The 22,899-nt window shown below is 49.6% G+C and carries 21 protein-coding genes; 13 read left to right on the forward strand and 8 right to left on the reverse strand.

Annotation, left to right across the window (positions count from 1 at the left end; translation table 11 throughout):
- Window positions 1–62: 62 nt before the first annotated feature.
- Window positions 63–1,721 (reverse strand): polysaccharide biosynthesis C-terminal domain-containing protein, encoded by a 1,659-nt coding sequence (locus LKE53_01625; GenBank protein MCH3971464.1) that lies wholly within the window; start codon window positions 1,719–1,721, stop codon window positions 63–65.
- A gap of 268 nt (window positions 1,722–1,989) precedes the next feature.
- Between LKE53_01625 and LKE53_01630 the strand changes: the two genes are divergently transcribed.
- Window positions 1,990–2,550, forward strand: a complete 561-nt coding sequence (locus LKE53_01630; GenBank protein MCH3971465.1) for a TIGR01440 family protein — start codon at window positions 1,990–1,992, stop codon at window positions 2,548–2,550.
- Between the two features lie 247 nt (window positions 2,551–2,797).
- Here the strand turns inward: LKE53_01630 and LKE53_01635 are convergent, their stop codons facing one another.
- Window positions 2,798–3,556, reverse strand: coding sequence for a YwaF family protein (locus LKE53_01635; protein MCH3971466.1), 759 nt, complete (start codon window positions 3,554–3,556; stop codon window positions 2,798–2,800).
- A 29-nt stretch (window positions 3,557–3,585) separates the two neighbouring features.
- Window positions 3,586–4,083, reverse strand: coding sequence for a nitroreductase family protein (locus tag LKE53_01640; protein ID MCH3971467.1), 498 nt, complete (start codon window positions 4,081–4,083; stop codon window positions 3,586–3,588).
- A 186-nt stretch (window positions 4,084–4,269) separates the two neighbouring features.
- Here LKE53_01640 and LKE53_01645 point away from each other — a divergent pair, with 186 nt between their 5' ends.
- From LKE53_01645 to LKE53_01675, 7 genes are all read left to right on the forward strand, one after another.
- Window positions 4,270–5,382, forward strand: coding sequence for an SGNH/GDSL hydrolase family protein (locus LKE53_01645; protein MCH3971468.1), 1,113 nt, complete (start codon window positions 4,270–4,272; stop codon window positions 5,380–5,382).
- 274 nt (window positions 5,383–5,656) lie between these two features.
- Complete coding sequence (locus tag LKE53_01650) at window positions 5,657–6,457, forward strand: transporter substrate-binding domain-containing protein (protein MCH3971469.1); 801 nt, start codon at window positions 5,657–5,659, stop codon at window positions 6,455–6,457.
- 79 nt (window positions 6,458–6,536) lie between these two features.
- A complete protein-coding gene (locus LKE53_01655) occupies window positions 6,537–7,268 on the forward strand; it encodes an amino acid ABC transporter permease (protein MCH3971470.1) in 732 nt (243 codons plus the stop codon).
- Window positions 7,255–7,989, forward strand: coding sequence for an amino acid ABC transporter ATP-binding protein (locus tag LKE53_01660; protein ID MCH3971471.1), 735 nt, complete (start codon window positions 7,255–7,257; stop codon window positions 7,987–7,989). The genes LKE53_01655 and LKE53_01660 overlap by 14 nt, the downstream gene beginning before the upstream one ends.
- A 210-nt stretch (window positions 7,990–8,199) precedes the next feature.
- The gene (locus tag LKE53_01665) at window positions 8,200–9,090 is read left to right on the forward strand and encodes a PRD domain-containing protein (protein MCH3971472.1); all 891 of its coding nucleotides are present in this window, start codon (window positions 8,200–8,202) and stop codon (window positions 9,088–9,090) included.
- A 3-nt stretch (window positions 9,091–9,093) separates the two neighbouring features.
- Complete coding sequence (locus tag LKE53_01670) at window positions 9,094–11,019, forward strand: beta-glucoside-specific PTS transporter subunit IIABC (GenBank protein ID MCH3971473.1); 1,926 nt, start codon at window positions 9,094–9,096, stop codon at window positions 11,017–11,019.
- A gap of 196 nt (window positions 11,020–11,215) precedes the next feature.
- Window positions 11,216–12,076 (forward strand): YitT family protein, encoded by an 861-nt coding sequence (locus tag LKE53_01675; protein ID MCH3971474.1) that lies wholly within the window; start codon window positions 11,216–11,218, stop codon window positions 12,074–12,076.
- Window positions 12,077–12,133: 57 nt separating this feature from the next.
- Here LKE53_01675 and LKE53_01680 read toward each other — a convergent pair whose 3' ends face one another.
- Complete coding sequence (locus LKE53_01680) at window positions 12,134–12,985, reverse strand: DegV family protein (GenBank protein MCH3971475.1); 852 nt, start codon at window positions 12,983–12,985, stop codon at window positions 12,134–12,136.
- 250 nt (window positions 12,986–13,235) lie between these two features.
- Here LKE53_01680 and ptsP point away from each other — a divergent pair, with 250 nt between their 5' ends.
- The gene (gene ptsP / locus LKE53_01685; GenBank protein MCH3971476.1) at window positions 13,236–14,858 is read left to right on the forward strand and encodes a phosphoenolpyruvate--protein phosphotransferase; all 1,623 of its coding nucleotides are present in this window, start codon (window positions 13,236–13,238) and stop codon (window positions 14,856–14,858) included.
- A 311-nt stretch (window positions 14,859–15,169) separates the two neighbouring features.
- Here the strand turns inward: ptsP and LKE53_01690 are convergent, their stop codons facing one another.
- From LKE53_01690 to LKE53_01705, 4 genes are all read right to left on the reverse strand, one after another.
- Window positions 15,170–16,039: a MetQ/NlpA family ABC transporter substrate-binding protein gene (locus LKE53_01690; protein MCH3971477.1), complete on the reverse strand. Its 870-nt coding sequence runs from the start codon at window positions 16,037–16,039 to the stop codon at window positions 15,170–15,172.
- Between the two features lie 72 nt (window positions 16,040–16,111).
- Window positions 16,112–16,771, reverse strand: coding sequence for an ABC transporter permease (locus LKE53_01695; protein MCH3971478.1), 660 nt, complete (start codon window positions 16,769–16,771; stop codon window positions 16,112–16,114).
- Window positions 16,761–17,774 (reverse strand): ATP-binding cassette domain-containing protein, encoded by a 1,014-nt coding sequence (locus LKE53_01700; GenBank protein MCH3971479.1) that lies wholly within the window; start codon window positions 17,772–17,774, stop codon window positions 16,761–16,763. The genes LKE53_01695 and LKE53_01700 overlap by 11 nt, the downstream gene beginning before the upstream one ends.
- A gap of 428 nt (window positions 17,775–18,202) precedes the next feature.
- Window positions 18,203–18,457: a hypothetical protein gene (locus LKE53_01705; protein MCH3971480.1), complete on the reverse strand. Its 255-nt coding sequence runs from the start codon at window positions 18,455–18,457 to the stop codon at window positions 18,203–18,205.
- A gap of 427 nt (window positions 18,458–18,884) precedes the next feature.
- On the opposite strand from LKE53_01705, the gene LKE53_01710 reads away from it, so the two are divergent.
- From LKE53_01710 to LKE53_01725, 4 genes are read left to right on the forward strand one after another with little or no spacing between them, the layout of a single operon-like run.
- Complete coding sequence (locus LKE53_01710) at window positions 18,885–20,045, forward strand: ABC transporter ATP-binding protein (GenBank protein MCH3971481.1); 1,161 nt, start codon at window positions 18,885–18,887, stop codon at window positions 20,043–20,045.
- A complete protein-coding gene (locus tag LKE53_01715; protein MCH3971482.1) occupies window positions 20,042–20,857 on the forward strand; it encodes an ABC transporter permease in 816 nt (271 codons plus the stop codon). Before LKE53_01710 ends, LKE53_01715 begins: the two co-directional genes overlap by 4 nt.
- A complete protein-coding gene (locus LKE53_01720) occupies window positions 20,854–21,684 on the forward strand; it encodes an ABC transporter permease (GenBank protein ID MCH3971483.1) in 831 nt (276 codons plus the stop codon). Before LKE53_01715 ends, LKE53_01720 begins: the two co-directional genes overlap by 4 nt.
- Complete coding sequence (locus LKE53_01725) at window positions 21,681–22,880, forward strand: spermidine/putrescine ABC transporter substrate-binding protein (protein MCH3971484.1); 1,200 nt, start codon at window positions 21,681–21,683, stop codon at window positions 22,878–22,880. Before LKE53_01720 ends, LKE53_01725 begins: the two co-directional genes overlap by 4 nt.
- Window positions 22,881–22,899: the final 19 nt, after the last annotated feature.

Here is a 22,899-nt window from a genome sequence, read left to right on the forward strand (position 1 = left end):
GCTTCCTATATCGCTGCAAACAAAAAGAGCCACGCGGCAAAAGCCGGTGGCCCAAGATTCTTTTAGTGGCGGTAACGGTCATGTGAAAAATCCTTGTCCTCTTTTTTCGCCTGCTCTTGCAGGTAGGCTTCATAGTCAAAGCCGTCCTCTTCATCAACGCTCGAACTGCCGTGGCTGTGATGCTGCTGCGGGGCAGGCTTCTTGCTGCGCGCGTATTCTTCATCGCGGGCGAAGGCCTCGCGGGTGTGGGTGCTTTCTGTATGGGGAGCTGCCTTTTGAACGGAAACGGATTTCTTTTCACCGGAAAGCCATGTGGGCATTTTTTCCAGTACATTAGCCGGCAGTACTTTGCGCACAGACTGCATCAGCGGCTGGAAATTCATGATAATCATCAGCAGGGTCAAGAGCGCACAGTAAAGAATGCTGTGGGAAACATTCTTAATCATAACAAATGCTTCAAAAGAAAGCAGCAGGCTGTCGGCCAAAAGGCGCATGGGGCTAAAATGCACCCGGATAAAGCGGCGGGTGTCAATTACGCGTATGACAAACATAACCAGGTAAGAAATTAAAGTGGCTGTGGCGGCGCCTTGCGGGCCCCATTTGCGAATCAAGAGCAGATTTAAAATAACATTGATTACAGCGGCAATAATCGTTGTAACCATGTTGTTAATGCTGCGCTTTTCCACCATATAAACCGTGCCTAAAAAGCTGCATAGGCAGGAGAAAGCAGTGGCAAGCACCAAGATAGGCACATAGACCCAGCCAACATGAAAGCTGTGTGCAGTCAGCAGATTAATCAGTGGACGGCACAGCAGAATCACCAGCGCGCTGCCGACAAAGATAATGGCGGACATGGCGTGAAAGACCTGTGTAAAGAAGCGCGCCCGGCCCTTTTCTTCTGTAATCGAGGACATCTGCCAGGCATCCAAAAAGACACTGACGACCAAAGAAATCAGGTTTGGTATTTTATACGAGGCTGCAAAAACACTGCTGATGGTTTTGTTTGTCATTACCTGAACCATCATGCGGTCAGAGCAGTTTGTAATCCAGAAAGCAATTTTGTTTGGAATCAGCGGGGCAGAGTATTTGAGCATCTGTGCCGCGGTCAGATGGTCCAGACCGCGGAAACGGACAAACTGCTTTAGGTCTGCTATCCAGAATAAGAAAATTGCGCCCAAAAGATCCGGCAGAATAATGCCAAGCATAAATCCTGTGACACCCATGTGCAGCGGGTACAGGAACAGCAGCGTAAAGACAACCGTGGTAAAGGTCGTTAGAATTCCCTCAAAGGCATAGAGCTTTACCATTTCGCGTGCACGCACAAATTGACTGCACATATTGCGCAGCGAAGAAGTAAAGACAAAGATGGCGACCAAAAGGCTGCGCCCTTGTATAAAAGTCAGCCCCGGTATCTTTTCCAGCAACGGTGACAAAATCAAAAGCACAGCCGCGCCAATGCAGGTTACCAGCAGACTGACTGTAAAGACATCTTTTTTGTTGTAGCGGCGGTCCAGACCAAAGCGGGTGACACCGTCGACAATCTGCAGAGAAAACAGCGGAATTAGCACGTTGCCCATATCCTGCAGGACACTGGCAGTGCCAAAATCACTGCCCAGAGCCGCTGTATTGAAGCGAGTCATCAGAATGGTGAGAATTTTGGAACTGAAAGTGCCGATTGCAAAAATCAGCGTATTGGACATTAGTTTTTTATATTTATTCAAGTCCAGCTCTCCAGTCAAAAGTGAAAAATAACAAAATACGAATGTACAAAAATCGTTCTTTATTATAGCATACCCGCAGGTGAAAGTTCAATGGCAGACCAAGTATAGCTTTGTATGTCTGCGGCAGAGTTTCTGTGCAAAACAGAGCAGGAAAAGGTTTCTGTATAAAAATTGCGGCCGAAAAGGTGCGCTTTGACCCACTTTGTGCTATACTGAAATCGTAAAAAGATTTGCTCCATTTGAAAAATTGTAGGGAGGGTGTTCCTTTATGAGTGAAAGTTTGGAAGAACTGCGTACACTTGCCGGAAAAGCTGCGGAAGAATTGCTGCAGATAGCAAAAGTGCGGCCCGGCGGGCTGATGGTTGTCGGCTGCTCTTCCAGCGAGGTTGGCGGGCACCGCATTGGCACTGACAGCAATGTGGAAACAGCCGCTGCCATTTTTGACGGCATCTATGAGCAGGTAAAAAAGCACGGCCTGTTTTTGGCAGCTCAGTGCTGCGAGCATTTAAACCGTGCGCTGATTATCGAGCGCGAAGCGGCGGAAAAATTTGGGTACGAGCAGGTGAATGTTGTGCCGCAGCCAAAGGCCGGCGGCTCTTTTGGCACCACCGCCTATGCGCGCTTTGCCGACCCGATTGCGGTAGAGCATGTACGCGCGGACTGCGGCATGGACATTGGCGGAACTCTGATTGGTATGCACTTAAAAGAAGTTGCGGTGCCTGTGCGCCTTTCGATAGATCATTTGGGTGAGGCGGTACTGCTGTGTGCGCGCACCCGGCCAAAGTTTGTCGGCGGGGGCCGGGCACACTATGATGACAGCCTGCTGTAAAAAGCAGACGGCTTTTTGCGCAGATTCCTTTGGCAGTACAGAATGAGAAAAGCCGCATTTCGGCTTGACAAAGTGAAAGCGGTCTGCTATACTACTATACATAGCGACGAAGATGCCGCGCTCCTGTTTGGAGCGCGGCACTTTTTATTTTGTTTACAAGTTTTTCTACATACAAAGCCTCTCTTTTCTTACTCAGCTGTACAGAAATTGTGCAGCGCCCTCAGCCTCAGCCCGGTTGAGGGCTTTTTTATGCTCTGTTGTGCTTTTTGTGCCGACCAGCAGCCGGCAGGTACATCAGCAGCATAATTGCCAAAGTCAGTCCTGCATAGCCGAGCAGGTACCCGGGGTTGCCCATGCGGTCGGCAAACCACTGCAGCGGGGTGCCCGCCTCTGGTACGCACAGGAAAAAGTAATTGGCGGCAAAGTGCAGGTCAAAAAGATAGACCGGCGGCAGTACGACCGCCAGGAACACAAGCGGTTTCCAGAAATGCCTGAAGTTTGGCTGGATTCTGCCGCAGGCCAGTGCACACGCCACATACAAAACGATGAGTGCATGCAGCAGAAAGCTTTGTATTGTGATGAAATGAAACGCGGGGTACTTTATCCAGTTTGGAAATAGCAGCGCTGCCAGCGTGCCCGGCAGACACAGCGCATACAGTACCTGCGAAAGCCAGTCCCATTCGGTATACGCGTGCAGCAGGCACAGAAATCCCGCCATACCACACAAGTGCAGCGGCAGTTCGTAGACGGACAGGCGATGAATGTGCCACAAGACATATAAGCGCATTCCTTCCAGCAGCACCTGTATAATGCCGAGCCAGCGCAGCGCCCGTTGCTGCTTTTTCTTGTTCCAGTGTGAAAAGCGGCGATAAAACAGCAGGCCGCATACAAATAAAAGTCCCAGCCACACGAGGTGTGCTGTCCCGAAATGAGAGAAGCCGATTCCTTCCGGCAAATCAGATTCGTATGTAAAAAAGAACTTTAAATAAGGCGCTGCCTGCTGCATGCTATTCCTTCCTTTGCAAATTCATGTATTTAGCCGATGGTATGAATTCTTGTGCTGTCAAAGCGGTCCTGTGCAGCGGCGGCTTTTTCGGGGTAGCCAACCGGCACAATCGAGAAAGCTTCTAAAGTTTCGGGCAGATGCAGAGCGGCTGCTGCTGCCTGCATACGGTCCTTTTGCGGATAAATGCCCAGCCATACGGCGCCAAGGCCCAGTGCGGTAGCCTCCAGCAAAATGTTTTCACAGCAGGCGCTCATATCCAGTGGGGCGTCCTCTGCATAGCGCAGGCCCTCTTTTCGGCAGCAGAGCACCAGCGCGGCGGGCGCCTTTGCAGTGCAGCCGGAATAGGGGCTGGCCTTTGCGAGCTTTTGCAGGACGGCGGGGTCCCGCACCACGTAAAATTCCCATGGCTGCTGATTCCCCGCGGAGGGTGCCGCCATACCGGCTTTTAAGAGCAGCTGCAGGTCCTTTTCCCCTATCGGTTCCTTTTGGTAGCTGCGGATACTGGTCCTGGTAAAAATCGGGTTCAAAACGAATTCCTCCTTTTCCCTATCTGAGATCAATGTAAGGCACTTTTCCTTTTCATTTATTTTACACCCGGCGCAAAGGCACGGCAACAGGACCGTCAGCAGATTTTTTTGTCGCAGGGTCTAGAAATTCCAGCGGGGAACGCTTAAAATAAGAGAGCAAAAAGTAATTTTGACGGGGGAACAACGATGCGGGAAATGCAAATTGACCAGGTTCCAAATCTGCATATTTTCGGCCGGGCGGGCAAAATCCGCTGCCCACTGAACCTTTTTTGGACAGGCAGCGGGATTGAGATGAACGTGCGCGCGGGCGAGCTTTGGATAGAAACTATAGCAGATTACGGTTTGTACGAGCCATGGTTCTGTGTTTTGGTCGATGATGTTCCGGTTATGCGGCAGATGGCTCTGCGCGGGCAGCACTGGGTCCCAATTCTGCGTACAGCAGAGGGAACAGAAGAACTGCACAATGTTAAAATCATACGGGAAGTGCAGGCGATGCACGGCGACCCCCAAAGCTTTCTGCAGTTGAATGCAGTACGCACCGACGGTGAGTTTTGTCCGCTGTCAGCAAAAGCCGGCCGTATTGAGTTTATCGGCGACAGCATTACAGCGGGAGAGGGCACAGTTGGCACAAAAGGGGAGATGAACTGGAGCTCTATGGTCTTCAGTTCCGTGCGCACTTATGCGTATCAAACTGCGCATATGCTGCACGCGGATTTCCGCATTCTGGCGCAGAGCGGCTGGGGCATTCTTTCAGATTGGGAGGGCGACCCTGCATGCAGTCTGCCGCGATACTATACAAAGGTGTGTGGCGTGCTCTGCGGCGAAGAAAACCGGCAGCGGGGGGCTTTAACGGAGAATGACTTTGCCTCGTGGCAGCCGAATGTGGTGGTTATCAACCTTGGCACAAATGACCGGGGCGCTTTTGACCAGCCGCCCAAATTCCGCGATGCAAGCGGTGTGCTGTTCGACCAGAAACTGTGTGCAGACGGCAGCATGGATAAAGCCTGTGTGCGGCGGCTGCAGCACGCCGTGGTCGATTTTCTGTATCAGCTGCGGCAGTGCAATCCCGGTGCGTGCCTGATGTGGGCCTACGGGATGCTGGGAGCAGATTTAGCCGATACGCTGCGGCAGGCGATAGAGGCCTATAGGGCAAAGAGCGGCGACAGCAATGTCAAATTTGTGCTGCTGCCGCAGGCCACAGAAGAAACGATTGGTTCCCGTGGACACCCCGGTTCCGAAAATCACCGACAGGCCGCCGAGGTTTTGGCGCCAAAAATCATTCCGTATCTGAATAAATGACTTCAAATATGCAAAAAAGCGCGTATATCAGTGTATGTTATTGAGTATTTCAGACAAATAATGAAAAAATATTCGTTTTTCCTTGCATTCTGCACTTTACTGTGCTACAATAAAAACACTTTCAGGACAAAGGCGTCAGCGACGTGTGCCGCTGACGATTTTTGTATATTTGGTTGAGAGAGTATTTCCAACAATACAGGCGCGCCATTTGTGTTGCCGGCGATTTTGCGCCGGGTCTTTATGGGGCAGCAAAAGGATTAAGGAGAGATCAGCAATGAAAAAAGGGAAAATTATTCTTGCGGCAATGCTGGCTGTGTCCATGTTGGTTCCAATGGCGGCCTGCGGCAGCAGTACGGCGTCTTCCAGTGCGGCGGGCAGCACAGCGGCCTCTGGCACAGCGGCAGCCGGCGGCACAATTACCATGTCGACCAACGCAGAGTTTGAGCCATTCGAGTACAAGAGCAACAATAAAATTGTCGGTATCGATGTAGACATCGGCAACAAAATTGCTGCAAAACTCGGCAAAACGCTGCAAGTGCGCGACGTAGCTTTTAATTCGCTTTCCGCAGAGCTCAGCGCAGGCAAATGCGACTTTGTCGCGGCAGGTATGACTATTAACAACGACCGCAAAAAGAATATGGATTTCTCTGACCCGTATTTTGATGCTGCACAGTCGATTATTGTTACAAAGAACAGCTCCATTAAGAGCAAAGATGACTTAAAGGACAAGAAAATCGGTGTACAGCAGGGTACCACAGGCGACGATTACTGCACGAAAAACTACAGTGCACCAAAGCGCTATAACAAAGGTGCCGATGCAATTTCCGATCTGATTTCCGGCCGCCTTGACGCGGTCGTCATTGATGATTATCCGGCACAGAAGTTTGTTTCCAAAAACGCAGGAAAGATTCAGAAGCTGTCGGATGCTTTAACAGTCGAGCATTACGCAATCGCAGTGAAAAAGGGCAACACCCAGCTGGTCACCACGATTAACAGTGTCATTAAAGAAATGAAATCCAACGGCGAAATGGATAAGGTTATTAGCAAATACAAGGAAACCCTTGAAAATGCTTAATCGGAAATGGTAGAAACCAAAACGGCAGGGAGGGGGACTTTCGCTCCCTGCTGTTTTTATTTTAATTGGGAGGACGACAATGAATCATCTGTTTGCGGCGGCGCCGCTGTCATTCTTTTCATCTGTCGGGGATCAGCTTTATCAGTCTTTGGTGGTCGAAAACCGCTATCAGTATATTCTGACCGGCCTCGGCAATACTTTAGTCATCAGCATTTTTGCGGTTATCATTGGTCTGGTGCTTGGCACCCTGGTGGCATTGGTCAAAACCACTCACCAGAACAACCCCAAAAAGATGCGCGTGCTCAACGCCATCTGTTCGCTGTATCTGACGGTTATCCGCGGGACGCCGGTTGTTGTGCAGCTGATGATTATGTACTACATTATCTTAGTGGGCACATCCTTGAGCGATGTCGGCACAGCTATTTTGGCATTTGGCATTAACTCTGGCGCCTATGTCGCCGAGGTCATCCGCAGCGGCATAATGTCGGTAGACCGCGGGCAGACAGAGGCCGGCCGTTCCCTGGGGCTGACAGAGCGCACTACAATGGTAAAAATCGTATTTCCGCAGGCGCTGAAAAATGTGCTTCCCGCAGTGGGCAATGAATTTATCTCTCTACTGAAAGAGACCTCGGTCGCGGGCTATATTGGCATACAGGATCTGACCAAGGGCGGCGATATTATCCGCAGCACTACCTATCAGCCGTATGCGCCGCTACTGCTGACCGCGGCGGTTTATCTGGTTATCGTGATCGGTTTGAGTACTCTGCTGAGCAAGGCAGAAAGGAGGCTGCGCAGAAGTGATTACCGTTAAAGACCTACATAAAAGTTTTCGTACGCTTGATGGCCCTGTAGAAGTGCTGAAAGGAATCAATCAGGAAATAGGAAAAGGGGAAAAGGTCGTTGTTGTGGGACCTTCTGGATCCGGCAAAAGTACCTTTTTGCGCTGCCTCAATCTGCTAGAAAAGCCCACCAGCGGCGAAATCTGGTTTGAGGACAAGCAAATTAACGTCCCAGGCTTTAATATTGACCGCCTGCGCCAAAAAATCGGCATGGTCTTTCAGCATTTTAATTTGTTCCCGCATCTGACTGTGCAGCAGAATATCACGCTGGCTCCGGTTTCACTGAAACTGAAAACACAGGAGCAGGCAGATGAGCAGGCACTGTCGCTTTTAAAGCGCGTAAACCTTTCTGATAAAGCAGATGCCTACCCGGGGCAGCTTTCCGGCGGGCAGAAACAGCGCATTGCGATTGTGCGTGCACTTGAGATGGAGCCGGAAGTGATGCTTTTTGATGAGCCTACCAGTGCGCTCGACCCTGAAATGGTCGGCGAGGTACTACAGGTTATGAAAGAGCTTGCCGATGACGGCATGACCATGGTGGTTGTCACCCATGAAATGGCTTTTGCCCGCGAGGTGGCCAACCGGGTGCTGTTTATGGACGGTGGCCAGATCTTAGAGGAAGCCGACCCTGAAACTTTCTTTGCGCACCCCAAGTCCCCGCGTCTACAGGACTTCCTCAATAAAATCCTGTAAGAAAAGATAAAGTACACAAATTTGTGCATTCCTTTTCATTTAAAATGTATCTTGTATGGAAGGCCATGGTATGTTATACTGTTTATTACAAAAGTAAATAACTTTATTGTGGATTGTGACTGGTAATGCAGGCAAAACCAAATGAGGGCTTTTTTTAAAGCTTTCCATTTGTGTTTTGCCTTTTTTATTTGTCAAAAAGGGGTGAGAAAATTGAAAATCCGAAAAGTGCTGAATAACAACGCAGTGGTTGCCGCCGACAAAGACGACCGCGAAATTGTTGCTATGGGCAAAGGAATTGCCTTTCAGAAAAGGCCCGGTGCTTTGGTGCCGGAAGAAAAAGCAGAAAAAGTTTTTTATTTGGAAGATAAAAAAACTTTTTCACGCTTTCAGGACTTAATCTGCTCGATACCAATGGCTCACCTGCTTTTGTCAGAACGCATTATCAACTACGGCAAAACGTCGCTGGGCAAAAAACTGCACGAGATTATTTACGTTACACTGCCGGACCATATCTCCAGTGCCATTGAGCGCTACCAAGAGGGGCTGAAGCTGAAAAACCCGATGTATTGGGATATCCGCCGCTTTTACCCTGAGGAATTTGAGGTTGGGCAGAAAGCAGTGGAAATCGTAAAAGAAGAGACAGGTGTAGAATTCCTGCCAGATGAAGCGGCCTTTATTGCAGTGCACTTTGTAAATGCAGAGCTCAATGACGACATGAGCCGCATGTATCACTTAACGCAGATTATGGAAGATTCATATACATTGGTAAAAAATTATTTTCATACCGAATTTGACGAAAATTCACTGGACTGCTATCGCTTTTTAACACACCTGAAGTTCTTTGCCCAGCGCGTGGTTGACAATACCCATTACCATGACGATGACGACGAAGACCTGCTGGAAGTGGTCTGTATGAAGCACCCCAAGGCCTATGACTGTGCGCGCCATATTCAGCGTATGATTCAGGAAAAATACCATTCTGCTGTAACAGAGGAAGAGGTTTTGTACCTTACCATTCATATTGCACGCGTAACACGCCGTCAAAACTTAAAACCTGCCCTGCAGGAAAAGGAACCAGACGGACCAGACAAGGAGAAATAACTGATGAATTATGCAAAAACAGCCGCTGAGATTCTGCGCGGGGTCGGCGGAGAGAAAAATGTTTCCAGTATGACACACTGTATGACCCGTCTGCGGCTCATTTTGAAAGATGACCAAGTCCCAAAGGACAGCGAGATGTTGAAAATCCCCGGGGTCCTGCGTACGGTGCGCCAGGGCGGCCAGTACCAGATTGTCATAGGTAGTCAAGTAAGCCATATATATGATGAACTGCAGAAACTGGGGAACTTTACAGCAGCTTCTACTGATGAAGAGGCCCCAAAAAGCGCGCAGAAAGAAAATATCCTTTCCCGCCTGTTTGGCTTTATCGCCGGCTGTATGACACCGCTGCTGCCGGCTTTGATGGGCGGCGGCATGCTCAAGGTGCTGATTACCCTTTTGACAGCTCTCGGGTGGATTTCCACCAAAGGCAGCACCTATGCAGTGCTGAATATCATGGGCGATGCGCCTTTCTATTTCCTGCCGATTATGCTGGCCTACACCTGTGCACGGCGTGTCAGCGTAAACCCAATTTTGGCTATGTGCATTGCGGGCGTGATGCTGCACCCCAATTTGGCGGCTTTATTTAAAGCCGGGCAGGCGGTTACTTTCTTAAAGCTTCCGGTGACAGCCACTACTTACAGCGGGTCTGTTATTCCCATTCTGATGATGATTCCGCTGATGAAGTACATTGAACGTTTTGCAGAAAAAATTTCGCCGGATATGGTCAAAGTCTTTTTAAAGCCGATGCTGGTCCTGCTGATTTCCGCGCCAGTAGCGCTGATTGTGGTAGGTCCGCTGGGCGGCATTATTGGCGGCTGGCTTGCGACGGGCGTTACTTTCCTCTATACGCATGCTGGCTGGCTCACCATTATGCTGTTGGCGGCTGTTTTCCCATTTATTGTGATGACTGGCATGCACTATGCGCTGTTCCCCATTGCGCTGAATTCGATAGCTGCTATGGGCTATGACCCGATTTTAATGGTCATCATGTTTTGCTCAAACCTTGCGCAGGGCGCAGCCTGCTTTGGTGTGGCAGTGCGCACAAAAAACAAGACGATGCGCCAAACAGCTTCTGCGGCCGGCGTGACCGCCATTGTCGCTGGTGTTACAGAGCCTGCACTGTATGGTGTCACTTTAAAGTTGAAGCGTCCGCTTGCGACTGCCTGCATAGGCAGCGGAATTGCCGGGCTGTTTTGCGGCATTGTCGGTGCGCGCGTTTTTGCCTTTAATGCCACTTCTAATGTTTTCACACTGATTACAATGATTGGCGGCGGCAGCATGAAGTACCTGATTTACGGCCTGATTGCCATGGCAATTGCACTGATTGTCAGCTTTGTCGGTACCCTGCTGGCCGTGCGCATGGATGATCCGGATATGCAGCCCGAAACAGCCGAAGAGACCAGCGAGGCAGAAGCAGCGCCGGCCTGCAAGGAGCAGCCAGCTTTGGAAAACAAAGAAGCGCAGCCGCTGCAGAAAAAGTTCCAGCTGAGCAGTCCCTTGAGCGGCTATGTGGTTCCGTTGGAAAAGGTAAACGACGAAACCTTTGCTTCTGGTGTAATGGGCAGCGGCGTCGGCATACAGCCGGCGGACGGCCGGGTTTATGCACCGGCAGACGGAACAATCGACTGCCTGATGGATACAAACCACGCAATCGGTATGCACACGGATTCTGGTGCCGATGTACTGATCCATATTGGAAAAGACACAGTCAATCTGCAGGGCAGATTCTTTACGCCGCATATCAAAACCGGCGATACAGTAAAGCAGGGCGACCTTTTGCTGGAATGTGACTTGGCAGGGATTCGCAAGGCGGGCTATGACACCATTTCGCCAGTTACCGTAACGAATTCTGCAGATTATCTGGAGGTCCTTTCGCACCCAGAAGGCGAGGTAAAAGCCGGTGAAAAGCTGATTACGGTTTTGCAGTGACAGTATACAATAGAGTTCAGCCCCCTTTGCAGCTGTGCTTAAGTGAGTGTAAAAATATGGAATAAAAAGTAAATAAAAGGGTTTTTGTACAAAAAGGTTCCCTTTTTGCGAAGAAACAGGTATAATGTTTTTTCGGAAGAGGGTGAAAGCTGTGTCCTTCAAACGGAAAAAACGGTTGAGGGATTTGCGGCGGGTTATGAAACAGGGAAAAGTTCAGTCGGAAGTAAAAGAATATGCACAGATGACGCTGGCAACGACCATTATGGTAATTGGCATTTATTTTTTCAAATTTCCCAATAACTTTTGTTTTGGGGGTGTTACCGGCATTGCGGTTTTATTCAGCGGCTTTTTAAAGATGAGCGCGTCGGATATTACGTTTATTATCAATATGTTAATGCTGGTGGCCGGGTTTATCTTTTTGGGCAAAGGCTTTGGCGTAAAGACCGTGTATGTCAGTGTGATGATGTCAGTTGCCCTCAGTGTTTTGCAGAAAGTATACCCTATGTCAAAGCCGCTGACCAATGAGCCTGTGCTGGAATTTATGTTTGCCGTATTTCTGCCTGCACTTGGTTCGGCCATGCTGTTTGACATGGATGCTTCCAGCGGCGGCACCGATATCCTAGCCATGATTTTAAAGAAGTATACAACGATGAATATCGGCGCGACGCTGATGCTGGTAGATGTGCTGATTACCGTGGCGGCCTTTATCATTTATGGGCCAAAGACAGGTCTATTTTCGTTTGCGGGGCTGCTGAGCAAATCTCTTGTCATTGACAGTGTCATTGAAAACCTGAATCTGTGTAAGTACTTTACGGTTATCTGCGACGACCCGGAGCCAATCTGTGACTATATCCATAAGGAACTGAAACGAAGTGCAACCGTTTTCAGTGCAGAGGGTAGCTACCTGCACAACCGCAAAAAAATTGTTTTAACGGTTATGCGGCGCAGCCAGGCGGTGCTTTTGCGCCGCTTTATCCGCAAAAACCAGCCGCAGGCGTTTATTATGATAACAAACAGCAGCGAGATTATCGGCAAGGGCTTTCGCGGAACGAATTGAACGCAAAATAAAAGTGCCCAGCCGTATTTTTACAGCTGGGCACTTTTTTATTTCCATTTAGTCTGCCTGAAAAACACAGATGCCTACCAGCCCCGGGCCGGTATGTACGGCCATAGAGGCAGTAATCTGTGACTCGACCATAAGCTGTCCCTTCGGAAAAAAGCTCATCAGCTCTGTTTTTAGCGCATGAGCCTGCTCGGCGGCACCGCCGTTCATCAAGGCGAGCCAGGTCTTTGCTTTGCTGGCACATTTGCCTACGGTGTCCAACAGGCGGCGTGCACCGCCCTTTTTACCGCGGACCATAGAAACTGTATAGTAGGTTCCCTCGGTGTTGCAGGAAATAATGGGGCGGATATTCAATACCTTTCCGATTAGGCCGGTGATTTGTCCGATTCTGCCGCCAGCCCGCAGATAGTCCAAAGAATCCATGTAAAAATAGATTTTGCTGTCCCGCTGCTTGCGCTGCAGCGCGGCGGTAATCTGCTGAAAAGACATGCCGTCTTTTACAGCTTTGGTTGCCCACAGCGCATAAAGTCCCGCACCGATAGAAATATTTTTGCTGTCAAAGACGAAAGTTTCCAGTTCGGGGTATTCTTCAGCTGCAGTATGAATGGTGTGATAGGTGCTGCTCAGTCCGCTGGAAATACATACGGCAATTACTTTCTGATAGCCCTTTTCCTGCAGTGCTTTCAGGGTGTCTTTTGCTTCCTGCAGGTTTGGCGCGGAGGTCGTGGGAATTTCCTTTGGGAAACGGCTGTAGACCGTCTGCGGCGTAATATCGATGCCGTCTCGGTAAATTTCATTGCCGTAAATGACACGAAGCTCCATTGTTGTAATATGATATTCTTCCTTTAGGGCTTCTGGCAGGTCGCTGCCTGAGTCAACCAAAACTGCAATCTTTTCTTCCATGGGGGTATCTCCTTTTCCGCGTTTTGCGGCGAGTAACATCTTTGATCTCAATGTCTATAGTATGGCAATATATGGCGGTAAAAATTCCTATTTTATTTATTAACCGCCATTTATAAAATCAAACGAATTTTATTATAGAATAGACTTGCCTGTGATTTTATTGTATAATGTGACTAATCTATACAGGGTATTGTTGCAATAGGCAAGTGCTTTCGGATACTTTTGTATAAAAATGAAGGAGGATATGATCATGACAGTATTGAAAGGGGAAGGCGTCAGCAAAGGGGTCGTGTTTGGTAAAATCCGGTTTTTCCGCCGGGTTGCAGCCCATGTAGAAAAACGTTTGGTCACCGATGTGCAGGCAGAAGTCAAGCGCTTTGAAGATGCCCGCGCTGCTGCAGTCGCTCAGCTGGCAAATCTGTATGTAAAGACACGCGACGAGCTGGGCGAAGAAAACTCTCTTCTGTTTCAGATTCATCAAATGATGCTGGAAGATGTCGATTACGGCGACTCTATTTTGAATAAAATTAAGAATGACAAAGTCTGCGCCGAGTACGCAGTTTCAGAAACTTCAAAGGAATTTGCCGAGATGTTCTCTCAAATGGAAGACGAGTACATGCGCGGCCGCGCGGCAGATGTAAAGGATGTCTCTGCGCGTGTGATTGCGATTCTGACCGGGCAGCAGACAGAGGAAGACGGCGGCAGCGAGCCGTGTGTGCTGGCAGCGGATGAACTGGCACCGAGTGAAACAGCCCAGCTGGATAAATCCAAAGTACTGGCGTTTGTCACTTCCGGCGGATCGTACAATTCGCATACTGCTATTTTTGCCCGCACCATGGGTATTCCGGCGGTTATCGGCCTGAAAGACCAGCTGACGAAAGAAATCAATGGCAAAGAAGTCATTGTCGATGGTTCCACAGGCTGCATTTATTTGGATGCAGATGAAGCAACCCGTAAAGAAATGAACGATAAGCACCAGCAGGAGGAAGCCCGCAAGCGCCTGCTTTCACTGTACCGCGGCAGGCCCACTGTGACAAAGAGCGGCCATCATATTGAGCTGTGCGCTAATATCGGCAACCCCAAAGATATGTCTGCTGTGCTGGAAAACGATGCAGAGGGCATAGGCCTGTTCCGCAGCGAATTCCTGTATTTGGAAAGCAGCGACTACCCTACAGAAGAACAGCAGTTCGCAGCATACAAAACTGTCGCTGAAAAGATGAAAGGCAAACGCGTCGTTATTCGTACTTTGGACATCGGCGCGGATAAACAGGCAGCCTATTTCAATCTGCCAAAAGAGGAAAACCCAGCCATGGGCATGCGCGCTATCCGCATCTGTCTGACTCGGCCTGAAATCTTTAAAACACAGCTGCGTGCGCTGTACCGTGCCTCTGCTTACGGAAAAATTGCCATCATGTTCCCGATGATCACTTCTGTAGAGGAAGTACAGCAGTGCAAGCAGATTGCTGCGCAGGTGCGGGAAGAGCTGACTAGTGAGGGGGTTCCGTTTTCATCTTCAGTGGAGCTTGGTATTATGGTGGAAACGCCGGCCGCCGCAATTATCAGCGATGACCTTGCCAAAGAAGTGGATTTCTTCAGCGTTGGTACCAACGATCTGACGCAGTATACGCTGGCCTGTGACCGCCAGAATCTGGAGATTTCCCGTTTTTGCAACACCCATCATAAGGCAATCCTGCGCCTGATTCGCACTGCCGCAGAGAATGCGCATAAAGCGGGCATTTGGATTGGCATTTGCGGTGAACTTGGTGCAGATGAAACGCTGACCCAGACTTTTGTAGATATGGGTATAGACGAACTTTCTGTTACACCGGCCTCTATTTTAGGCCTGCGCGCGGCTATTTCAGAGATTGAGTGAAGAAGTAGAAGCGCTGTATAAATACACAAGCGGCGGCTTTGCGGCACAGGGCGTTTTCAGACCTGCGGCAAAGCCGCATTTTATAGACATTTCAGGGCTTGTACGAAACAGAAGAAGCTTTTTCTGCTGCTTTTTCTAAAATTTGTTTCAGCCAAAACAACTATGATTGTTTACTCTATCATAAATTACTTGGTAAAACAAGAGAGAAAGTATTAACACTTTTATAAATATACATTAATAATCAAAAAAGAAAGGCATTTTCGCTTCCCCAAATGAGGAAAGCGGAAATGCCTTTAAATGTTTGTAAATAATCAGGAAACAGTGGAAGGAACTACCGCACCTGCATAGTGCTGTGTGATGTAGTCCTGCGTTTCTTTACTGGTCAGTGCCTTGTAAAGGGCTTTCAGATCCGCACGGTTTTCGTCGCCCTCACGCACAGCTAAAACATTGGCATAGGTTTTAGCTGCAACAGAAGTGTTCTTTTCCACAGCCAGCGCGTCCTTTACTTTCAACCCGCCGCTGATTGCATAGTTACCGTTGATAACAGCGAGGTCTACGTCCTGAATGGAGCGGGGCAGCTGTGCTGCTTCAATTTCCTGGATCTTAATATTTTTGGGGTTGCTTTCGATATCTTTCTTTGTGGCGGTAATACCTGCACCGCTTTTCAGTTTGATAATGCCGTTGTCCTGCAAAAGCAGCAGGGCGCGCGCTTCATTGGTTGTGTCGTTTGGCACAGAAATGGTTGCGCCGTCTTTTAAGTCAGCAAGCTTTTTGGTCTTGCCGGCATAAATACCGAAAGGCTCATAGTGGACAGGCCCCATGGAGACAATGTGTGTGTTCTTCTCTTTGTTGAAGCTGTCCAGGTACGGTTTGTGCTGGAAGTAGTTGGCATCTAGGCTCTTGCTGTCCAGTGCAAGGTTTGGCTGCACATAGTCAGAAAACTCTTTGACAACCAGGGTGTAGCCCTCTTTTGCCAGCTGCTGCTTGACAACGTTGTTTAAAATCTCTTCATGCGGGGAAGGGGAAGCACCTACAGTAATGGTTCCGCCCTTTGCCGCAGTGGTGGTGGTGGAAGCTGCTGCAGAAGCACTTCCCGCCGCAGAGGAAGCCGAGCTGCCGCAGCCGGCCAAAGTGCCTGCTGCAAAAACAGCTGCTAAAGTGAACGCAAGTATCTTTTTCATAAAGTATCCCTCCTGATAATTAAATCTGAAACTATTGTATGTACAATCGGCAAAACGCCGAAAGAAACCGAATCAAAGCTTTCGTTTGTCGGAAGCGTTGGCAATTTTCAGGCCCACGCCCTGTAGAATTTGGGTAATAACAACCAGCAGGACCACGGTAATCAGCATGGTCACACTGTCATAGCGATAGTAGCCGTAGTTTGTAGCAATGGTGCCAAGCCCGCCGCCGCCGATAAAACCAGCCATAGCCGAGTAGCCGAGAATGGTGGTTGTAGCGATTGCCATGTTGCGCAGCAGGCCGGGCTTTGCTTCTGGCAGCAGAACTTTCCAAATTGTCTGCCAAGTGGTACAACCCATGGACTGCGCAGCCTCAACCACGCCGGCATCTACATCGGCCAAGGGGCTCTCAACCAGCCTGGCGACAAAGGGGGCGGCACTGATAGTCAGCGGAACAATGGTAGCGTTGGTGCCAATTGAGGTGCCAGCAATCATTCGCGTAAAAGGAATGATTGCAACCATTAAAATCAAAAACGGAACGCTGCGCGTGATGTTGACGACAATATCTACAATTTTATAAACACCGGCATTTGGCCGAATACCGTTTTTCGCGGTAACAACCAAGATAACACCCAGCGGCAGACCAATTACATAGGCAAAGAATGTACTGAAAAGGACCATGTACAGAGACTCTAAAATTCCCTGCCCAAAAAGCGGAAGCATATCACTGCTCATCTGCTGTCACCTCCTCTGCGGTTAAGCCGCGTGCTTTGCAGAAAGCAATCATGCGGTCACCAAGGCTGCGGTCTTCCGGCAGCTGCAGTACCATCTGGCCCACAGCTTTTCCGTTTATGTCGCGTGTGTCGGCATACATAATGTTGACCTCAGACTGAAAGTGCAGTACCAGCTGCGCAACGACCGGCTCACAGGAATCAACACCGTCAAAGACAATCCGCACCTGCCGCCGGCCGAGCGCCTGCTCTTTTTGCCCGGGGCCGGGCAGCACCAGCTTTTTGGCTGCTTCGGTTTTGGGGTTTGCAAAGATTTCGCGTACCGGGCCGGTTTCTACGACTTTTCCGCTGGAAAGAATTGCAACCTTGCTACAGATTTCCTCTATAACGTTCATCTGGTGCGTAATAACCAGTATCGTAATGCCGTACGTGGTGTTGATTTTTTTGAGCAGCTGTAAAATACTCAGTGTAGTAGAGGGGTCCAGTGCACTGGTGGCTTCGTCGCACAGAAGCATTTTCGGCTCTGTTGCCAAGGCGCGTGCAATGGCAACACGCTGCTTTTGTCCGCCGGAAAGCTGGCTGGGGTAGCTGCCTGACCAATCGGAAAGGCCAACGGTTTCGAGCAGGTCGGCCGCTTTTGCGCAGGCCTCTTTTTTGGGTACGCCGGCGATTTCCATAGGGAAGCTTACGTTGCGCAGGGCAGTGCGCTGCATCAGCAGATTGAACTGCTGAAAAACCATGCTGATGGAGCGCCGCGCTTTGCGCAGCTGGGCCGGGGCAGCTGCCACCATGTCCTGCCCATCAAACAGCACGCTGCCACTGGTGGGCGTTTCGAGCAAATTGATACATCGCACAAGGGAGCTCTTCCCGGCGCCGCTCATTCCGATGATTCCGAAAATTTCGCCGCGCTCTACAGTTAGGTCCACATGCTGCAGGGCTTCCACTTCACCGCCGCGGGTGGTGTAGGTCTTGCAGAGGTCGCGGACCTCTAAGATCGATTTTGCCATAAAATTTCCTCTTTCCATACTTTTTAAAAAAGCTGGGTAACGCAAAAAGATAAAGAAAAAAGCGGCACAGCTCGCAGGCTGCTCCGCTGGATCAATCCCGTAATTACAAAAGACAGGCAGCCTTTTGACAGGGGAAGCTCCGGCCGGCAGTTTTGCAGCGGCACATCATCACAGTACACATCACACACATGCGGCACATAATCTTCCCTCCATTCTGCAAACGCTGAAATCTTACAAACTTTATCTATTTAGTATGTATTTCATGGTATAGTGTACACACTCTCATTTGCTTTGTCAAGCTTTTTTAAAAAGAAATCTTCTTTTCTGCATAAAGAGCAGCGCTAAACTGCAAAAAGAAGCGGGTGAGTTCTGTATTTTCCACAGAAGACAGCCCGCTTCTGCCGTTTTGCGCATTCTTTCTGCCGGTTTCAGTCGTCCGGCATCCATTCATAAAAGCCAATGATACGCGGAATGAACTCATGAAAGTATACATTTGCGTCCTGTGGGGAAACAAGGAAATGGCCCTGCACGCGGTAAACGCCGTCTTTGTACACGGCATTTGCACGCCGGGCGCTGCCGCAGGCACCGCAGTTTTCACAGGTGGCGGCGTCTGGATTTTCAAACTCAACCCAGACCAGTTTTCCTTCTTTATCCGACAAGTCCCTTAGCTTTTTGCCTTTCATTAAAACACCTTCTTTTTGTTGCATTTCTAGTATACCCCGCGTGCGGCAGTTTGTAAACGCCTTTCCCCGGGGCAATGCAGCTGGAAAAAAGCAGCAGGCGAAAAAAGTGCAGATATGCGAGAGAGAATTGAAGGATCCAGAAGAAAAACCCACACAAAGCCGGTGATTTTTAGAGGCTGTTTAAAAATCTGTTGAGATATGACGGAATTTTCAAAAATATATTGACAGAATATGAATTTAACACTATTATATCTGTTGTTGCGTTTGCATCTGACGAAAACCCGGTACCGTTCTGCTGCCGCAGCTGAAAAAGCCTTTTTGCTGCGAAAAATCCTTTGCGGGGCGCAGCAGAGATACAGCACCGGGGGTAGCGTTTAACCATGCCTGGCTCAACGTAACTGAATAACCGCAAAGGGGATGCATTTCTATGGAAAAAGAACCAATCATTGCGCTGAAAGACATTGCCGTGGCTTTTGACGGCGAGCCGGTACTGCAGGACTTCAACCTCAGTATTCGTGACGGGGAATTTGTCACGCTGCTGGGGCCTTCCGGCTGCGGAAAGACCACAACGCTCCGCATTATCGGCGGTTTTGTGCAGCCTGACCGGGGTGATGTCTTTTTTAACGGCCGGCGTATCAACGATACACCGGCGTACCAGCGCGAAGTAAACACCATCTTTCAAAAGTACGCACTGTTTCCGCATTTAAATGTGTACGACAATGTAGCTTTTGGCATGCGCGTACACAAAAGGCCGGAGAAAGAAATCCGCACGGCTGTGCGCAGTATGCTGGAAATGGTGAATTTGCGCGGCTTTGAGCACCGCAGTGTCGAGCGGCTTTCCGGTGGGCAGCAGCAGCGGGTGGCTATTGCGCGGGCGCTGGTCAATCACCCAAAGGTGCTTTTGCTGGATGAGCCGCTGGGTGCGCTGGATATGAAGCTGCGCAAAGATATGCAGGTCGAGCTGAAAAAGATTCAGCAGCAGACCGGCATTACCTTTTTGTTTGTCACGCATGACCAGGAAGAAGCCCTCTCTATGAGCGACACGGTCGTGGTTATGGATGCCGGCCGCATTCAGCAGATTGGTACGCCGCAGGATATTTACAATGAACCCAAAAATGCCTTTGTTGCGGATTTTATCGGTGAATCCAATATTATAGACGGCATTATGCGGCAAGATTATCTGGCAGAGTTTGCCGGGTGCAAATTCCGCTGCGTCGATAAAGGTTTTGCGCCAAATGAAGCAGTGGATGTCGTTATCCGCCCGGAAGACATCGATGTGGTCGCGTCAGAGAAAAGCCCGCTGCACGGCGTGGTTACGAATGTGACTTTTAAGGGCGTGCACAATGAAATTATTGTAGATGTAGGCGGATTTAAATGGATGATTCAGTCGATTCATTATACCGGCGTAGGTGAGCACATCGGGCTGGAAATTGAGCCGGATGATATTCATATTATGCACAAATCCAGTTACTCCGGTTCGTTTGGTGACTACAGCACCTTCAGCGACGAAATGGAGGAGGATATTCTGACTTCTGAAGAAGCCGAAGCCCAGGAAGAGGCCAAGCAGGAACAGGGGGAAGAAGCATGAAATCTAAAAAGGCGTTTTCTCCCTACATTGTTTGGATGATTCTTTTTACAGTGGTGCCAATGCTGCTGGTCCTGTACTTTGCCTTTACCGACCGCAGCGGTGCCTTTACACTGGAAAACCTGCGCCAAGTGGGGCAGTACAGCAATGTATTTCTGCGCTCTATCTGGCAGGGTGCGCTGGCTACCGTTATCTGTCTGGTGCTGGGCTATCCGCTTGCGTACTGTATTGCACATATGAAATTAAAGACACAAAGCGTGATGGTGCTGCTGATTATGCTGCCCATGTGGATGAACTTTCTGTTGCGCACCTATGCCTGGATGACAATTTTAGAGGACAATGGCATTTTGAATTCTCTGTTTGTCATGCTCGGCCTGCCCAAAGTGCACATGATTAATACGGCCGGCGCGGTGGTGCTGGGCATGGTGTACAATTACATTCCCTATATGATTTTGCCGATGTATACTGTGCTTACGCGTATTGATACCTCTGTACTGGAAGCAGCACAGGACCTTGGCGCAAACCGGGCACAGGTTTTTTGCCGGGTAACACTGCCCATGAGCATGCCGGGGGTCATTTCCGGCATTACCATGGTATTTGTGCCGGCAGTCAGCACCTTTATTATCAGCAAGATGCTGGGCGGCGGCAGCAACCTTTTGATTGGCGATGTCGTCGAGATGCAGTTCCTCGGCTCTGCCTATAACCCGAATCTCGGGTCGGCTATTTCGCTGGTGCTTATGCTGCTGATCATTGTCTGCCTCGGTATTATGAATGAATTCGATGAGGGCGGCGAACAGGAGGCGGTGCTGGTATGAAGGCTGTTTCCAAAGTTTATATGGTGCTGATTTTCCTGTTTCTGTATGCGCCGATTTTTGTACTGATTCTGTTTAGCTTTAATAATTCCAATGCTATGAGCCGCTCTGTGTTTTCGGGCTTTTCGCTGCGCTGGTACCGTCAGCTTTTTGGGGACCGCATGATTTTAGAGGCGCTGCGCAATACACTGATTATTGCGGTGGTGGCTGCAGCGGTCGCTACCGTGCTGGGGACCTTGGGCGCAATTGGCATTAACAGCCTCAAGGGCAAGTGGGCCCGCCGTATGGCAATGGACGTGACAAACCTGCCCATGGTCAACCCCGAGATTGTCACCGGCGTATCGATGATGCTGCTGTTTGTTATTGCAATGCGCGCTGTTGGTGCCGGCCTTGGCTTTGGCAGCTTGATTATTGCACACATCACATTTTGCCTGCCGTATGTCATCCTTTCTGTGCGGCCAAAGCTGCTGCAGATGGACCCGCATCTGTACGAAGCAGCGCAGGACCTAGGCTGTACGCCTGTGCAGGCCTTTTTCAAGGTTGTGCTGCCACAGATTGCGCCCGGTATTGTTTCCGGCGCCATGATGGCCTTTACGCTGTCGATTGATGATTTTGTAATCAGCTACTTTACCAGCGGCACAACGCAAACTCTGCCAATCTATATTTACTCCATGACGCGCAAGCGCATCAGCCCCGAAATCAATGCCCTTTCCACGGTGCTGTTTGCGGTGATTCTGGTACTGCTCATTGTGGTCAATGTGAGTCAGTCGGGCAGCGCAGCCCGGGCGGCCCGCCGCCAAGCGAAAGCAGAGGAGGCGGAGGAGCTGTGAAAAAAAGGATTTGCTCTTTTCTGCTGGCACTGCTGGTAGCCTGCAGCAGCGCTGCACCGGCTTTTGCCTCTGCCGGAAGCAACAGTTCCAGAGCGCTGGCCGGCACCACAATTCATGTTTATAACTGGGGTGAGTATATCAGCAAAGGCACAGACGGCAGCATGGATGTCAATGCTGAGTTTACTCGCCGCACCGGTATCCAGGTAGACTACACCACTTTTGATACCAATGAATCGCTGTACTCCAAGCTGGCAGGCGGCGGCGCGCAGTACGATGTGATTGTTCCCTCGGACTATATGATTAACAAGCTGATTAAGCAGAATATGCTGGAAAAGCTGGATTATCAGAATATTCCGAATTATCAGTATATTGACAAACAGTACAGAAATCTTTCTTACGACCCCAAGGGCACTTATTCGGTGCCTTACACCTGGGGCACGGTGGGCATTCTGTACAACAAAAAGTACGTAAAAAAAGAGGAAACTACTTCTTGGGATATCCTGTGGGATAAAAAATATGCCGGCAAGATTTTAATGTTTGACAACCCGCGCGATGCCTTTGGCATTGCGCAGAAAAAGCTGGGGATTTCTTATAACACCACAGATAGCAATGAGTGGGAGGCTGCCGCTGCGCTGCTAAAGCAGCAGAAGCCGCTAGTGCAGTCCTATGTAATGGACCAGATTTTCGATAAGATGGATTCTGGGGAAGCATGGGTGGCACCCTATTATGCGGGTGACGGCGAGTCGCTGTCGCGGGAAAACCCCAATATCGGCTTTACGATTCCCACAAAACAGGGAACCAACTTCTTTGTAGACGCACTCTGCGTTCCCAAAGGCTGCCAAAATAAAGCCGCTGCAGAAGCCTACATCAATTTTCTCTGCAGCCCAGAAGTCTCTGCCGCCAATATGCAGACAATCGGCTACTCCACCCCGGAAACGGCTGCGCGCAAACTGCTGCCCAAAGAGATGGCCCAGAGTATGATCTGCTACCCGCCGCAGTCTATTTTGGACAAAGCGGAGGTCTTTACCAATCTGCCGGACAAAACGCTGACCTTGATTGATGAATTGTGGACAGAAGTCAAGATGGGTGGTTCCGGCGATACGCTGACGCTGATTTTTGTGCTGTGTGCGTTTTTGGCAGTGTATGTAGGCATTGTTATTTACAAAAAGCAAAAGCGAAAAAAGGAAATGGAATAAAAAGAAGCACTGCCGCAGG

This window comes from Oscillospiraceae bacterium (genome assembly GCA_022483045.1).
Classification (GTDB): domain Bacteria; phylum Bacillota; class Clostridia; order Oscillospirales; family Acutalibacteraceae; genus Caproicibacterium.

Bases quoted from the DNA above. Each gene is read 5' to 3' on its own strand.
- LKE53_01630 (MCH3971465.1), top strand. From the start codon at position 1,990: ATGAGTGAAAGTTTGGAAGAACTGCGTACACTTGCCGGAAAAGCTGCG.
- LKE53_01635 (MCH3971466.1), bottom strand. From the start codon at position 3,556: ATGCAGCAGGCAGCGCCTTATTTAAAGTTCTTTTTTACATACGAATCT.
- LKE53_01645 (MCH3971468.1), top strand. From the start codon at position 4,270: ATGCGGGAAATGCAAATTGACCAGGTTCCAAATCTGCATATTTTCGGC.
- LKE53_01650 (MCH3971469.1), top strand. From the start codon at position 5,657: ATGAAAAAAGGGAAAATTATTCTTGCGGCAATGCTGGCTGTGTCCATG.
- LKE53_01655 (MCH3971470.1), top strand. From the start codon at position 6,537: ATGAATCATCTGTTTGCGGCGGCGCCGCTGTCATTCTTTTCATCTGTC.
- LKE53_01670 (MCH3971473.1), top strand. From the start codon at position 9,094: ATGAATTATGCAAAAACAGCCGCTGAGATTCTGCGCGGGGTCGGCGGA.
- LKE53_01675 (MCH3971474.1), top strand. From the start codon at position 11,216: ATGAAACAGGGAAAAGTTCAGTCGGAAGTAAAAGAATATGCACAGATG.
- LKE53_01680 (MCH3971475.1), bottom strand. From the start codon at position 12,985: ATGGAAGAAAAGATTGCAGTTTTGGTTGACTCAGGCAGCGACCTGCCA.
- ptsP (MCH3971476.1), top strand. From the start codon at position 13,236: ATGACAGTATTGAAAGGGGAAGGCGTCAGCAAAGGGGTCGTGTTTGGT.
- LKE53_01690 (MCH3971477.1), bottom strand. From the start codon at position 16,039: ATGAAAAAGATACTTGCGTTCACTTTAGCAGCTGTTTTTGCAGCAGGC.
- LKE53_01695 (MCH3971478.1), bottom strand. From the start codon at position 16,771: ATGAGCAGTGATATGCTTCCGCTTTTTGGGCAGGGAATTTTAGAGTCT.
- LKE53_01700 (MCH3971479.1), bottom strand. From the start codon at position 17,774: ATGGCAAAATCGATCTTAGAGGTCCGCGACCTCTGCAAGACCTACACC.
- LKE53_01705 (MCH3971480.1), bottom strand. From the start codon at position 18,457: ATGAAAGGCAAAAAGCTAAGGGACTTGTCGGATAAAGAAGGAAAACTG.
- LKE53_01710 (MCH3971481.1), top strand. From the start codon at position 18,885: ATGGAAAAAGAACCAATCATTGCGCTGAAAGACATTGCCGTGGCTTTT.
- LKE53_01715 (MCH3971482.1), top strand. From the start codon at position 20,042: ATGAAATCTAAAAAGGCGTTTTCTCCCTACATTGTTTGGATGATTCTT.
- LKE53_01720 (MCH3971483.1), top strand. From the start codon at position 20,854: ATGAAGGCTGTTTCCAAAGTTTATATGGTGCTGATTTTCCTGTTTCTG.